11 protein-coding genes are annotated in these 15153 nt (G+C 31.4%); 4 read left to right on the top strand and 7 right to left on the bottom strand.

Annotated elements, in window-relative coordinates; all coding sequences use genetic code 11:
• Window positions 1-37 precede the first annotated feature (37 nt).
• The 3 genes from KM029_RS04120 to KM029_RS04130 form a co-directional block, all read right to left on the bottom strand.
• Window positions 38-1111 (bottom strand): DUF4856 domain-containing protein, encoded by a 1074-nt coding sequence (locus KM029_RS04120; RefSeq protein WP_144075511.1) that lies wholly within the window; start codon window positions 1109-1111, stop codon window positions 38-40.
• A 194-nt stretch (window positions 1112-1305) separates the two neighbouring features.
• On the bottom strand, window positions 1306-2604 hold the full coding sequence (gene eno / locus KM029_RS04125; protein WP_144075512.1) for a phosphopyruvate hydratase: 1299 nt from the start codon (window positions 2602-2604) through the stop codon (window positions 1306-1308).
• 269 nt (window positions 2605-2873) lie between these two features.
• Window positions 2874-3464, bottom strand: coding sequence for an HAD family hydrolase (locus tag KM029_RS04130; protein WP_144075513.1), 591 nt, complete (start codon window positions 3462-3464; stop codon window positions 2874-2876).
• 475 nt (window positions 3465-3939) lie between these two features.
• Between KM029_RS04130 and KM029_RS04135 the strand changes: the two genes are divergently transcribed.
• A complete protein-coding gene (locus KM029_RS04135) occupies window positions 3940-6855 on the top strand; it encodes a two-component regulator propeller domain-containing protein (protein ID WP_144075514.1) in 2916 nt (971 codons plus the stop codon).
• A 44-nt stretch (window positions 6856-6899) separates the two neighbouring features.
• On the opposite strand, the gene KM029_RS04140 is transcribed toward KM029_RS04135, so the two are convergent.
• From KM029_RS04140 to KM029_RS04155, 4 genes are all read right to left on the bottom strand, one after another.
• Window positions 6900-8477, bottom strand: a complete 1578-nt coding sequence (locus KM029_RS04140; RefSeq protein ID WP_144075515.1) for a M28 family peptidase — start codon at window positions 8475-8477, stop codon at window positions 6900-6902.
• A 63-nt stretch (window positions 8478-8540) separates the two neighbouring features.
• Window positions 8541-9026, bottom strand: a complete 486-nt coding sequence (locus KM029_RS04145) for an Lrp/AsnC family transcriptional regulator (protein WP_144075516.1) — start codon at window positions 9024-9026, stop codon at window positions 8541-8543.
• A gap of 140 nt (window positions 9027-9166) precedes the next feature.
• Entirely contained in the window at window positions 9167-10492 is a 1326-nt protein-coding gene (locus KM029_RS04150) for an N-acetylmuramoyl-L-alanine amidase (protein WP_144075517.1), read from the bottom strand.
• A gap of 378 nt (window positions 10493-10870) precedes the next feature.
• On the bottom strand, window positions 10871-12196 hold the full coding sequence (locus tag KM029_RS04155) for an aspartate kinase (RefSeq protein ID WP_144075518.1): 1326 nt from the start codon (window positions 12194-12196) through the stop codon (window positions 10871-10873).
• A 297-nt stretch (window positions 12197-12493) separates the two neighbouring features.
• On the opposite strand from KM029_RS04155, the gene KM029_RS04160 reads away from it, so the two are divergent.
• The 3 genes from KM029_RS04160 (at window position 12494) to KM029_RS04170 (ending at window position 15083) form a co-directional block, all read left to right on the top strand.
• Window positions 12494-13255 (top strand): carbonic anhydrase family protein, encoded by a 762-nt coding sequence (locus KM029_RS04160; RefSeq protein ID WP_144075519.1) that lies wholly within the window; start codon window positions 12494-12496, stop codon window positions 13253-13255.
• A gap of 135 nt (window positions 13256-13390) precedes the next feature.
• Entirely contained in the window at window positions 13391-14704 is a 1314-nt protein-coding gene (locus KM029_RS04165; protein ID WP_144075520.1) for a sigma-54 interaction domain-containing protein, read from the top strand.
• A gap of 16 nt (window positions 14705-14720) precedes the next feature.
• Window positions 14721-15083, top strand: coding sequence for an Hpt domain-containing protein (locus KM029_RS04170; RefSeq protein WP_144075521.1), 363 nt, complete (start codon window positions 14721-14723; stop codon window positions 15081-15083).
• The last annotated feature ends 70 nt before the right edge of the window (window positions 15084-15153 follow it).

Here is a 15153-nt window from a genome sequence, read left to right on the forward strand (position 1 = left end):
ATCGTGATTTATTAATATTCTGCAAAAATAGTAAATATTAAAGGTTATTCACTACTTCGGTAGAAAAACCGTATGTTGTCTGTAAAGAAGTTTTGATTGAAGCAATATCTTCTGAAGATACATCATCAACACTATCCCCTAATAGATCTATTACAGTATTTAAATCTTCAGTTGAAATTACTTTAGAAGCATTATATTGTAAACACCATGCAAAAGCAAGAGCTTCAGACCAGTGGTGCATTTGATCACCTAATTCAGTATCTGTTTCTAATGAATTTAAGTAATGAATAACATTAATAGCTACTAACTCTTCCCATTTAGCTACAATAATATCTCTTTGTTTGTTTCTTTCGTCATAATCTTTAGCTGCAATCGCTACACGACCTGCAATAAATGCATTGAAAATATCTCCAGATACATCATATACACCAGCTCTTGATTTTGCATATTTTGCCCAATACCAATTTTTAGCATCTTCATTTGTTGCATAATCTTCCGCAGCACCAAAGTAACCGAAACCTTCGTCCCAGTAATGCTCCATTGCAGTTCCGTCTCCTTCTTCTACAGTTTCGTTATCAGCACCATCTAATTTTTCATTAGTAAGATAGTTTGAAACAGATTGATAATATAAAGTAGCACCCATTAAACCTTTAGCAACCATTTGTGCTGGTTCATGACCGTTAGAATCAAATAATCTACCTCCAATAATAAACTCTTCTTTGCCAGAATGTAAATATGCTTTTGTAAAGTACCCATCTACTTCATCTTTTACATCAACATGTAAATCCTCATCACCATAAGTTTTACTTTTCAAATCTTTAGATGATCCAAATAATCCTTCAGATTTATTTGTATATATATCAACCATATCATCAATTTCAAGTTTTGTAACGCCATCATTACCTGATTTGATATATCTTTCTAAAGAATCTAACATTTGGATACGAGCTGTTTGACCAGAGTAGTTTACGTGCTCGAAAGTGTATGTTGTTGGAACATCAGGAGTAATTACGTCGTTAATAGCATCTTCAACTTCTGAACAAGAAAACAAAGAAGTTGCAATTAGAGAAGATGCGATAAATGTCTTTTTAAGAGACGAAGAAATTGTCATAATAATAAAAAATATGTTTGTTGCTTTTATACTTCGACAAACTTATTGTTTATTAAGATTAATTACAAATAATAAGTTAATTTATTTAAACTAATTTTAAATAAGGGTTAAAAACAGCCTTTACACACAAAAAAAGGGCATTCCTAAAAAGGAATGCCCCACCTGATGACTCAGAATATTTTTCTAACTTCTAATTAGAAGTTGAATTTTTGCTTGAATGCGTCAAGACCTAAGTACTTAGCAGTAGAACCTAATTTCTCTTCGATACGAAGTAATTGGTTATACTTAGCCATACGGTCAGAACGAGAAGCTGAACCAGTTTTGATTTGACCACAGTTCAATGCTACTGCTAAATCAGCAATAGTGTTATCTTCTGTTTCACCTGAACGGTGAGACATTACTGAAGTATAACCAGCTCTGTGTGCCATTTCAACTGCAGCAATTGTTTCAGTTAAAGAACCAATTTGGTTTACTTTGATAAGGATAGAGTTCGCAATATCATTTTTGATACCTTGATCTAAACGCTCAACGTTAGTAACAAATAAATCGTCACCTACTAACTGAACTTTATCACCTACTAATTCAGTAAGAACTTTCCAACCATCCCAGTCGTTTTCATCCATACCGTCTTCGATAGATGTGATAGGGTATTTCTCACATAATTCAGCTAAATACTCAGCTTGCTCTTGTGAAGTTTTTACACCACCTTTCATATCTTTGAATTTTGTGTAGTCGTATTTACCGTCTACATAGAATTCAGCTGATGCACAGTCAAGAGCGATAGTAATATCTTTACCAAACTCGTAACCTGCATTTTTAACTGCTAATTGTACAGCATCTAAAGCATCTTCAGTTGATTCGAAAGCTGGAGCAAATCCACCTTCGTCACCTACTGCAGTAGAAAGATCACGGTCGTGAATTACTTTCTTTAAAGAATGGAATACTTCTGCACCCATACGGATAGCAGTTGTAAAATCTTTAGCTGATACAGGTTGGATCATGAACTCTTGGAATGCGATTGGCGCATCTGAGTGAGAACCACCATTGATGATGTTCATCATTGGTACAGGTAAAGTGTTTGCAGAAACACCACCTACGTATCTATATAAAGGAAGACCTAGTTCTGCTGCTGCTGCGTGAGCAACTGCAAGAGATACACCTAAAATTGCATTTGCACCTAATTTCGATTTGTTTGGCGTACCATCTAAATCGATCATAGCGTTATCGATAGCATTTTGTTCAAATACTGAAGCACCGATTAACTCTTCTGCAATAATTTCATTAACGTTTTCAACTGCTTTCAAAACTCCTTTTCCAAGGTATTCTGATCCACCGTCACGTAACTCAACAGCTTCGTGCTCACCTGTTGAAGCTCCTGAAGGAACTGCAGCACGGCCAACTGTACCTGTTTCTGTTGTTACATCAACTTCAATTGTAGGATTACCTCTTGAATCAAGAATTTGTCTTGCGTGAACGTCTACGATTAAACTCATGGTCTCGTAATTTTTTTATTAATGATTTTTAAAACAGTTCAATATTAGGGAACAGAAACGTCTTAAAACATGACTATTGTCAGTCTATAACAAAGACCTTACTAAGTTTATAAATGTTTCTTTAATAATCCTTTGTTTATGACCAATTTACACCTCTTTTTCTATATTATTTATGTGCAGATAAAATAAGAAAATTAACATTTATTTAATCTTTATTTGCGATAAGTGTAATTTCAACATATTAATAATCAATAATATAGAGGTGTAATTTATAAATATTCTCTTACATCAACCACTTTCATACCTGCGGCAATTGCTGCATCAATACCCGGTTGACCATCTTCAAATACAATACAATCCTCTGGAGAAACCTTAATAAGATCAGCACATTTTAGAAAAGTTTCTGGAGACGGCTTAGGTTCAGACACATCATCCGCTCCTACTAAAGCATCAAACATCCCAACGGCTCCTATCGCTTCTAAAGTATGATCAATTAATAACTTTATATTTCCTGTACCTATTGCCATAGGTAATTTCCCTTGGTACTCTTTAGCAACATCAAAAACTAAATCTATTGGCTTTACAGCTCCTGTCAAATTTAAATATTCCTGTTCTTTATCATCAGACATTTTCTGAACATCTAATTCTAAATTGTTTTCACCAGCAATTTTCAACACAATCCTTTCTGTTGACATTCCCGCTAAAGAATAAAATTCTTCTTCTGAAAAATGATACCCAACCTTTGCAAATGTTGCTTTCCATGCTAAATAATGTGTTGGCATAGTATCAGCAAGTGTTCCATCCATATCAAAAATTAGCCCTTTAACGCTTGATGGAATTTCAATTTTTTTATTACTCATTTAGATATAAAATTATTGATATTATGCATTTCTATATAAGTCACTCTTTTTAGGTAGTTTATAGAAATCTATATCGTTCTACTTTTGTTCTCAGCATATAAAGATGCTAAAGTGTACATTATAACTATCATTTTCAAACTATTTTACTATTGTCTCTATTTAAAAACTACTATTGACTAATGAGTTGAAAAATGTTCAATATCATTTTTTTATACGAATAGAATTAAAATTCTAATAATAGTGTTAATGTTATAGGCTTAGTACATCCGAATACATAAAGGGGTTATATCTCTCTTGAAACAAATTTCTAGTTTTATCAATACCTAACGAACTTCACCTACTCACCTTCTATTTTTGTCCATATAGATCTGTAAGTTTAGAATTTCAATAGAAATACTTGATTTAATAACAATAATAAATCATATTACGTGTAAATACGACATTTTACTATATCTACTACAGGTTATTTTATTAAATGAAAGCAACTCTACTAACTAATTTTGCATTGGGATTTTTGTTTCTAAATGTAATTGCGTTAACGACAAAAGCAAAAGATCTCAAGCCTATTAAATTATCTTCTTTTTCCACTAAAAATGGGTTATCTCAGAATAACGTTAACGATATTCTGTATGATAAATATGGTTTTTTGTGGATAGGAACTGATGATGGTTTGAATAAGTTTGATGGACATTCGTTTCAGAAATTCACATCAAATTCAATCAATGGATTATCATTTAGCTCTATCAGGTGCCTAAAAAACGATCCTGTAGAAGATAAATTATGGATTGGCACTAATGGTAGTTTAGAAGTTTACGACTTTGAAACTAAAATTTTTACCAAGGTTAAAGTTCAAAACAAACATTCGGTTGAAGATATTAAAGGGATTACTTGGTGCAATAGTAAGCAATGGATTGCTATCAATCATATTGGCTTATTTGTAAAAGATAAAAGCAGCATAGAATATCAAAAAATTGAAGGTACAGAAGGTGCTATTCAAAGTATTGCAGCTTTTAGGAAACTCCTTTTTTTAGCTACTGATAAAGGTTTAGTTACTTTTTCAAACAATAACTATTCAGAAGTTTCAGTCCCTACTCTAGAGCAGTTTAAAAAGAAAAACATTTTTATATTAAAAAGAATTAAGAACCAGCTTTTTGTAGGTACTAAAGATGGTAGTCTATTTTTAATTGACAGTCAACTAAAAGCTCAAAAACTATATTCTGGTAAAAATAAAATTAAAACCATTGCTCTAGATCACAATCAAAATATTTGGATTGGCACAGAGGGCAACGGAATAATTCTACTAGAGAAGGCAAAACAATACAAATCATTTACACTTCTACACCATAAAAGTAACGGTAAAACTATCAACTATATTTACAAAGGTGTAGAAAATAATATATGGATAGGTACTTTTGGAGATGGTCTGCAATTGTATAATGAAAGCGATCCTTTCTTCTTATTTACTGAAGAAAAAACGTACAGCTTAGGGTTGTCACATAATTCAGTTACATCAATTACAGAAGTAAAAGAAAATGAATTGTTTGTAGGTACTGATGGAGGTGGTGTTGACAAAGTGAATCTTAAAAATGGGAAAATAGAAAATATTCTATCTAATAAATTTGTCATATCACTTGAGAAAAATGACGACAAAGTATGGGTAGGCAAGTACCATGATGGATTAGCCTATTTCGATAAAAATCAAAAAATTCATCCGTTTACATTAAAAGATCAATTTGGCAAATCCTTATCTACTGACAATATTTGGGATATTCAATTTGACCTTGATAATAACATGTGGCTAGCAACGACTGTTGGCGTTATTAAATACAACCAAAATACAGAAGAAGTCACACGTTATCTGCATCATAATTCAATCAAAAATACTTTATCTAATAACGACACAAGAAAGGTTTACCTTGATATTAAAGGAGACATTTGGATTGGTTCTTTTAACGGATTAAATAAATACAACAAGATCCATGACAACTTTGAACAGCTCTACCTAAACCAAACAAAGAACGACAGCTTAAATACGAACAATGCTATAATCTCTATTTGTGAGGATAATAATTTTAATTTATGGATAGGTACTTTTGGAAATGGATTATGGAAATTAGACCGTCAAACGGATACTTTTTCACCAGCAACTATTAACCAACAATTACCTAATCAAGTTATTTACTCAATTGAAAATGATCTTGATGGTATTTTATGGTTATCGACAAATAGAGGATTAGTTGCTTTCAACTCTCTAGAAAATACAATTAGGTGTTTTAGTGCTGAAGATGGTTTACAAGGTAAACAATTTAATGTTGGTGCTTCTTTCTTATTGAACAATGGTAATCTTGCTTTTGGAGGTACAGAAGGGTTAAATGTATTTAATGGGATTAAAGCAATGCATTTTTTACAGGAAAACCCGAATGTTAAGGTTACTTCTTTAACGCTTTATAATGAGTTTCAGAATGCTAATACAATAGATATATCCAATCAAGAGTCTTTAGAATTAGCACCTCACCATAGAACATTTAGTTTAGGTTTTGTTGGACTCGACTATAATTACCATCACAATATTGAATACAGGTACCGTTTAAAAGGTTTTGAAGAACATTGGCATAAAAGTAAATCTACTAAAACAGTTATCTATTCTAATTTACTGTATGGTAATTACTGGTTTGAAGTACAATGTAGATACAAAGGACAAAATTGGGGTGAGCTGACAAAAATTGAAGTTTTATTACAATCTAATTACTGGGAAACACTTTATTTTAAACTATCTATTGCTCTGTTAATTGCCCTCGGGTTGGTGGGTATTTATTATATCTACGTAAGGAATTTGAAAAAGCAGAAAGAGATGCTTGATCAAATGGTGAAAGAAAGATCTCAGGCATTATTGGCCAAAGAAATGGATATTCTTGAAATGAATAATCAAAAGGCTGAATTAATAAAAGAGGCGTTAGCAATGCGTGAGAAAGAACTGACCACACATGCATTACGACTGGTGCATCTGAATACTTTAATAGATCATATTGACAAAAAATTAGAATCTATTCAGAAATCTCCAGAAGAGTTTTCTCCATCAAAAATTAATAGTATTCGAAGGGAAATTAAAGAAGTTGATGACCTTGAAAAAGATTGGAAAGTTTTAAACTCTCTTTTTGCAGAAGTACATAAACCTTTTATTGAAACCCTAACTAAAACTCACCCTACCCTTACAGAAGGGAATATTAGAATGTGTTATTTGATCAAATTGAACATGTCGAGTAAAGATATAGCTTCAATTATGGGTATCTCATCAAACAGTGTAAAAGTAGCCAGAAAGAGGTTAAGAAAAAGATTAGAATTAGAAAGTGATGATAGTTTAGAAGATTATATCACAAAAATGGGACAATAAAAAAAGGCCAACGAATTTACTTCGTTGGCCTTTTAAGATATCAATTACTGATCGTTTGGTTCTTGGTCAACAACAGGTCTTTGATCTCTGTTAGCCAACTCCCATGCTGTTGCAAAAACTAGCTGAGCTCTTTTTGCCATAGGTCCAAAAGTAATTTTATCTACTGTATCTGTAGGTTGGTGGTAATCCTCATGTGTTCCATTAAAATAGAAAATTACAGGGATACCATGCTTTGCAAAGTTATAATGATCTGAACGATAATAATATCTGTTCGGATCGTCTTTAGCATTGTACTTGTAATCTAAAGTGAAATCAGGAAGATATGTTTTAGCCACCTTTTTACTAATCTTATCAAGATCACTCGATAACATATCAGAACCAATTACATACACAAAGTCTTTTTGATCTTTATGAGCATCATCTCCCCTACCAATCATATCGATATTTAAATCTGTGATTGTATTTTCTAATGGAAACACGGGATGTTCAGAATAATATTCAGAACCTAAAAGTCCCTTCTCTTCACCTGTTACTGTCATAAATAATATAGAACGCCTTGGTCCTTTACCATCTTTTTTTGCCTGAACAAATGCATCTACGATCTCAATTAATCCAGTAGTTCCCGATCCGTCATCGTCTGCACCATTATGAATTTTCCCATCAATTATACCAACGTGATCATAATGTGATGTTACTACTAATATTTCATCTTTTAAATCTGTTCCTTCCATAAAGCCTAACACATTTTCTGTAGGCATTACTCTAGATTGATATTTAGCATCTAAAGATACATTAAACACACGACCAGTTGCTGCTGATTTACCTGACTTTAAGGCTTTAGCAATTGTCTTATTTAACTTTTTTGTATCTATTTGAAATGCCTCATAGAAAGAAGACGGTTTACCAAGCATTAAACCGAAACTTTTTGAATTATCGTTTTCTGATGGTTTTTTAAATGATAAGCTACCTTTTTTAATGTAGCTACCGTAACGTTGAATTTGTGTGTTAAAATCTTCGTCAGAGTTAGGAAGAATAATAGCAAATGCAGCACCTTGCTCAGCTGCTAATTTAGCTTTTCTTCTAAGACCGTTCATTTTATTTGAAGCACCATATTCCTCTGGTGTTTTCTCGAAAAAGATTACACCTTTATCTTTAACATCAAGGCCTTTATAATCGTCAATTTCGTCAGTAATTTCACCATACCCTACAAAAACCACTTCAGCGTTTTCTTCGATAGAGAATTTACCATATGGGAAAATATCTTCGAAAAGATTTAAAGTGTATCCATTCGTTTTTAAATAAAAATGAGAATATTTTTGTTGATATAAATCAAACTGTTGGAAATAAGGGTTAGGTACATCTTTTACTGGACCAACTAATCCCTGTTGCATGAAATATTTTGCAATATAATCTGCAGCCATTTTCTGTCCTCTTTCTCCTGTTTCTCTACCTTCGTATTCATCCGAAGCTAAGATTGAAAGGTGACTTTTAAGATCTTCTTGAGTGATTGTGTTCATATATTTCTCTACATCTGCTTTATCTGATGAGAGTTGAATGTCTTGGGCATTCAATGAAGACATTGCCATTGTTAAGGCAGCGGTGATTAAGAAGTTTTTTTTCATTAAAAATTGAACTGTATAAGAGGTTTAAATGTAAATTGTAGTAGAAAGTAGCTAGTTATTCCGTTAAGGAACTGGAATAGTGTGAGCATCTTTAGGAGAAGACAATACAATCATTGATTGCAGATCATCTACTTCTTTAATTTCACTTAATTTATTTAAAAGAACTCTTTGATATTCTTCAATATCTGTTGTAATAACTTTTAATAAGTAATGGCTATTACCAGTTACATGGTGACATTCGATTACTTCAGGAATTTGATCAACTTGTTTTAAAAAAGAAGTATGATTCTCTTGATTATGTTTCTCAATTTTGACGTTTACAAAAGTTGTTACACCTAAGCCTAATGCTTTAGTATTTAACTTTGCATGATAACTCTCAATTATACCTGAATTTTCAAGTTTTTTTACACGCTCTAACGTAGGCGCTGGAGACAAGTCAATCTCTTTAGATAACTGAGCATTAGTTATCTTAGCCTGTTTCTGGAGTATATCTAAGATTCTTCGGTCGGTCTGATCGAGTCTTAGAACTGCTTTCTTTAACGTTGACATTTTTGATTGTTTGTTATTTAAATTTATATGTGTTGCTATTATGTTAGGTGCAATTTATTATAATATTTTGTTTTATACGAATTTGACCAACTAAAATTTCGAGCTAATTGGTAATACAACACTTAGAAGCATTAAAAGTACTATGGCGTATTTTTACTTTTTTGATAGTTTATATAATTTAAAATGCCATAAAAATAACTATTTGCAACCTCAATAACACGAGGAGCAATTTTACCTTCAGCATAATTATTATTATTTAATCGTTTCAGTTCATCCACATTATCTTGTAATAGTGGCTCTCCATAGCACATTGGGCTATTTAACAATCTACAAAGGCGTAAATTTCTAGCGTAAATTCCAGTACCTAACGGAAGACCTACCACCTTTAAATATTTTGGTTCAGTAATTGGATCTACTGCTGGCACTTTTAGGTAATCCACAAATTCATCCATTATAAACTTACTAAGGTAATAGGAATCTTTCGTATAATCACTTACTAAAATGCGAAGAAAATCATACCTATCTCTTTTAGATGCAAGCTCATTTTTCATGAAAGAACCAGGAACAAACACCATACTGAAATTTCTTTTTGTTGGCTTTTTCCAGCCCACATTTAGTTCATCTGCATTGTAATGCAAAACAACTGTTACATCAGGTTTAAAATAATTTATATTTTCAGCTCTTATTTCAAGGTCATCCTGTAAATAATATTGGCGATAAATTCTAGATTCTGGTGCATGATTTATTACATGCAACATTTGCTTTTTAGTAAGCTTCTGTTCATGTAATTTAGAACGTAAATATCTTTTTTTCCAATCTTGATAAGGGACTTTTGATGCACCTGTATTCCCTGCAATATCTCTTGTAAGGTACACTTCTGCTCCATATTTTATCAAAGAGTCTCTTAGAATATAAGCTGTTGTTAACGTTAAATCACCTTCTTTAAGGTTTACTTTTGATCCATCTTCTAACTTCATTTCTAAAAATCTCCCTTCAATTTTTGCCATATCCATATCTGCAGCAATATGCCCAGGGTCGATTGCTACACGAATACCAGAAAGAGGTTTCATAATTGAAGTAGGAACAAACGTAGTTATGCTTTTAAGGATATTTACAGTTTGTTTAAATTCTTGAGTAAATGGTTTAACCCCTTTAGATTGATACACTTCATATTGAAATGACCTATCTCCATATTCAAAAACATCTTTTAAAGTACTCAATTCATTCCAACCAACATAAAATTCTGCAATACCTTGCTTTCTATGTTGTGGTGATGGGTAAATCGTAATTCCTCTATTCGTAATAGAAAAATACTCATAAAGATGAGGACTTTTAACTAGATACTTTTTTGCTCTTCTTTTATAATATTGTGCTAATTGAGAGTTCATTTGGGCATAAGAAACCACACTACTTAGTAAGAAACTAAGCAAAAAGGTGAGCATTATATGTCCAAATTTAAACTTCATTTAAGGGAGTAAAAGTATTTGTCTGAGATGAAATTATATTTTTTTACCTGTAAATATAGGTATAAGAAAAAAGTTAACTGTATAATATATAAAATCTCATCTCTTTATGTTGAATAATCTATAGTATTATCAAGATAAAAACGATAAAATCCTTACAATCTGCATAGGTACCACTTATTTTTTTGATAAAAACGAAAAGTTTTATCAAAATAGGTTTAAAATCAAATTATTATTTATTGTTAACTAGTTGATAAACTACACTATACAACATAAACATATTAACATCCGCAGCTCAGAATCGTAAATTTAAAACATAAAAAAAGAAGTCATCTATTTTTTAAAACAGATGACTTCTTTTGAATTTTATGAGATAAGTACTTAAACTAACTCTTTTGTATATAATTCTTGGTGCAATAAATTAAGTGCTTGGTTCTTGTACTGCGTTGGAATCAATACAGAAATATTACTCTTACTACCACCATATGATATCATACGAATTGGTAAAGATTCTAACGCATCAACTACAGAAGATACCACTTTAGAATCTTCAACTAATAATTGACCTACAACACAAACAATTGTTTGTTCAGTATCTACTTCAACACAGCCAAATGCTTCTAAATCTTTAACAATAGCTTCAAGATTTTCATCATTATCAATTGTAAGAGATACAGCTACTTCAGAAGTTGTAATCATATCAATTGGTGTCTTATATGTTTCGAAAACTTCAAAAACATTCTTTAAGAAACCATACGCCATTAGCATTCTACTTGAACGTATTTTAATTGCAACGATGCCATTTTTTGCAGCAACAGATTTTACAGGAATTGACTCATCAGAAGTTGGTCCGATAAGCGTTCCGAATGCCTCAGGCTGCATTGTATTTTTTAAACGAACTGGAATATCTTTTTTCTGAGCAGGTAAAACTGCTAAAGGATGAAGAATTTTAGCACCAAAATAAGCTAATTCGGCAGCTTCATCATACGTTAAACGTTCTACTGCTTTTGTACCCTCCACAAAACGAGGATCATTATTATGCATTCCATCAATATCAGTCCAAATTTGAACTTCTTTTGCTTCAATACAAGCACCAATAATAGAAGCAGTATAGTCACTCCCTCCTCTCTGTAAGTTATCTACCTGTCCAAACTCATTTGTACAGATATAACCTTGTGTAATAAACAAGTCAGTTGCAGGGTAAGTTGCAAGAACTTCTTTAATTCTATTTTCTATTTCATCGTACATTGGTTCCCCATTTTCTGTACGCATAAAATCTAAAGCTGGAATTAACGCTGCATTTAAACCTTGCTCTGTTAAATATAAGTGCATTAATTTTGTAGAAATCAATTCACCTTGTGCGTGAATTTCTCTTTCTTGAACACCTGAAAAAGAAGCTACATCATAAGATTTTAACAACGTATACTTTTCTTCCATTAATTCATTTGCCTCAGCAATAGAATTTTCATTTTGAAGAAGTTCATAAATGTGTTTATCATATTTTGGACGAAACTCCTCTACAAGTGACGTTACTAATGTTTTGTCACCTGCATAATACGCATCACAAATACCAACTAAAGAGTTTGTAGTTCCAGAAACTGCTGATAATACAACAATCTTAGACTCGCCACCTTTTACTAGACTTGCTACTTGGATCATTCTTTCTGCTGACCCTACTGAAGTTCCTCCGAATTTGTAAACTAACATCGCACTAACACTTTATATTTTTCTGTATTGTTATCTAATTAATAATACAAATATGATAGGTACTTCTCTTTAGAGGAAATAAAAACATTTAAAATACCTAAATAACACAATCTGTTATAAATAAAACATCTTGCAATTTTCAACACACTTTCTGAACAAATCGTTATAAATAACCTTTTTCAATTATAGTGATGAATATTACCTAAATTTGTAATCGATAATCACCATAGCCAATATTTTTTTTAAGGACTTTTGTGATGTGTTATTTAAAGAGCTAATTGTATTATCACTTTCAATATGAAAAACTTACTCATAATTTTCGCGCTTATTGGATTTTTGTTCACGTCTTGTGATTCTACGCATACCACTTCCTCAGAAAGTATTGCGTATGCAGTTCCAACTGGAGAATTTGGAGACATTCAATCTCCAATAAATATTTTATCAACTTCTGTTGAGGGAGTAAAAAAATCAAAATTAAATTTAGATGTACACTGTAATGCTGTAGAAAATACTGGGCATTCTGTACAATTAGATTTTGACAGTACTTCTCAACTTGTTTATGATGATGTTAGTTATAATTTCAAACAACTACATTTTCATACACCATCAGAACATCAAATAGATGGCATTACTTACCCTATGGAAATGCATATGGTAAACGTGCTTCAAAACGATTCTTCTGATAAACCCCATTATTTAGTAATTGGTGTTTTATTTAAAATGGGAAAAGAAAATAAATTCTTAAATGAGTTTATTAACCGTATTCCTAAAGATCACACTGGCATTGTTAGTGTAAACGAAAACGAAGTTAACTTAGAAGATCTTTTTGGAAAATATGGATGTGAAGAAATGAAGCATTATTATCATTACAATGGTTCATTAACTACTCCTCCTTATACTGAAACGGTATCTTGGCACATTAATCAAGTAATTTTTGAAGCTTCTGCGGAGCAAATTCAATTAATTAATAAGATTGAAGGAAACAATGCTAGACACATACAAGCATTAAAAGGAAGACATGTAGAAAAGGAAGACTTATTTGTTTCATCAGTTAAATAAATAACCCCCCTTTCTTTCAAGAAATAGCAAGAGGTTGAATATTGAATTCAGCCTCTTTTTTTGTTTATTATTTTCTTATCGCATTAAAAACTTTAAATTTATACCTCAACAAATGGAATTTTAGTACAACTATTTATGCAATTAGGCATTCTTTCTCCTACATATCAATTCTCACAAATCATTTTAGAAAGTACTACTTCTAAAGAAGATGTAATTAAATATTACAGCTCTTTTTCAGATTTCATTGCTTCTGATTTTATACCCAACATTTTATTTATTGATGATGCTCTTATCGTTTTTGAAACTATTAAAAAAGAGATTAGATCAGTAAGGAAAAAATCATCAGAGGTTAAACTTGTTGCAATTTCAGAATCAAACGACATTGATTATGCAGATGCTTTGGAAGAAATTGGCTTTAATGCCTTTTTGCTCAACAATGATTTCTTTATCAAAAGGCTAAAAAAATGTTTAAACTCTATGAGACATAACTTTTTTCAGTTAAACGCATCAACAGAAATAAATGACATTATTAAAGGTGATTCTGAAGAAATCAAGAAGGTTTTTGAAATAATTAAAAAGGCTTCAACCACAAAAATTAATGTAAATATTACTGGAGAAACTGGTACAGGTAAAGAACTTGTTGCCCAAGCCATACATAAACAGTCAACAAGAAATCAGAACCCCTTTATAGCTGTAAACATTGCTGCTATTCCTAAAGATTTAATTGAGAGTGAATTATTTGGTCATGAAGAAGGTGCTTTTACAGGTGCTACTAAACGTAGATTGGGTAAATTTGAAGAAGCCAAACATGGTACTTTATTTCTTGATGAGATAGGTGAATTATCACTTGATTTACAAACAAAATTATTGCGTGTATTACAAGAGAACGAAGTAACAAGAATTGGTAGTAATGAAGTTATTAAAACAGATATTCGATTGGTAACTGCAACTCATAAAAACCTTAGGAATGAAGTCTTTGAAAATAAATTTAGAGAAGATTTATACTATAGGTTGCTAGGTTTACCTTTAAAAATTCCTCCATTAAGAGAAAGAAAAGGTGACATAATAAAATTAGCAGAGTTATTTATTGAAGAAGCTTGTAATTATAATAAAATTACTCCTATAAAAAAGTTACATGCAGATGCACAAAGAAAATTACTCTCTTATCATTTTCCTGGAAATGTACGTCAGCTAAAATCTTTAATTGAATTATCTGTTATAATTTCTGATTATACGACCATTAAAGCAGGTGACTTGTTGATAGAAAATGAAGAAATTGAAGATATTTCGCTTAAAAAAGAGCGTACTTTAGAAGAATATAACATAGAGATAATTGAATATTTTTTGAAAAAGTACAAAGGAAAGGTGAACTTTGTATCAGACAAACTTGATATGAGTAAGTCTAAAATTTACAAATTGATTCAAGAGAAAAAATTATCCAAATATTAACATTAGCCTAATCACTATGAGTACCCCACAAAATAATAAGATGTACGATCTATCTCAACTAGAAATATTATCCAGAGGAGATGACTCATTTATTACTAAAATGCTGGATTCTTTCAATTCTACGCTTAAAGAGGGCATTGCTGGAATTAATGAAGCAAAAAAATATAATGATTGGGAGAACTTATCTAAACAAGTGCACAAATTAAAACCATCAATGCAAATTCTTGGTGTAAACTCACTTAAAGATTTAATCGCTTCGTTAGAGAATGATTATAAAACTGAAAACTTTAATGAGAACAATTTAATGGAGAAAACTGATGCTTTTCTTGAAAATTGCAGGACTTTGTTAATACAAACACAGCAAATTTTGCATAAATAATGCAAAAACTGACATGTGTCACTATGAGGGTAAAACTATCTATATATTTTTGTAGATCGATTAATAATTA

This window comes from Flammeovirga kamogawensis, assembly GCF_018736065.1.
In the GTDB taxonomy this organism is placed as follows: Bacteria; Bacteroidota; Bacteroidia; order Cytophagales; family Flammeovirgaceae; genus Flammeovirga; species Flammeovirga kamogawensis.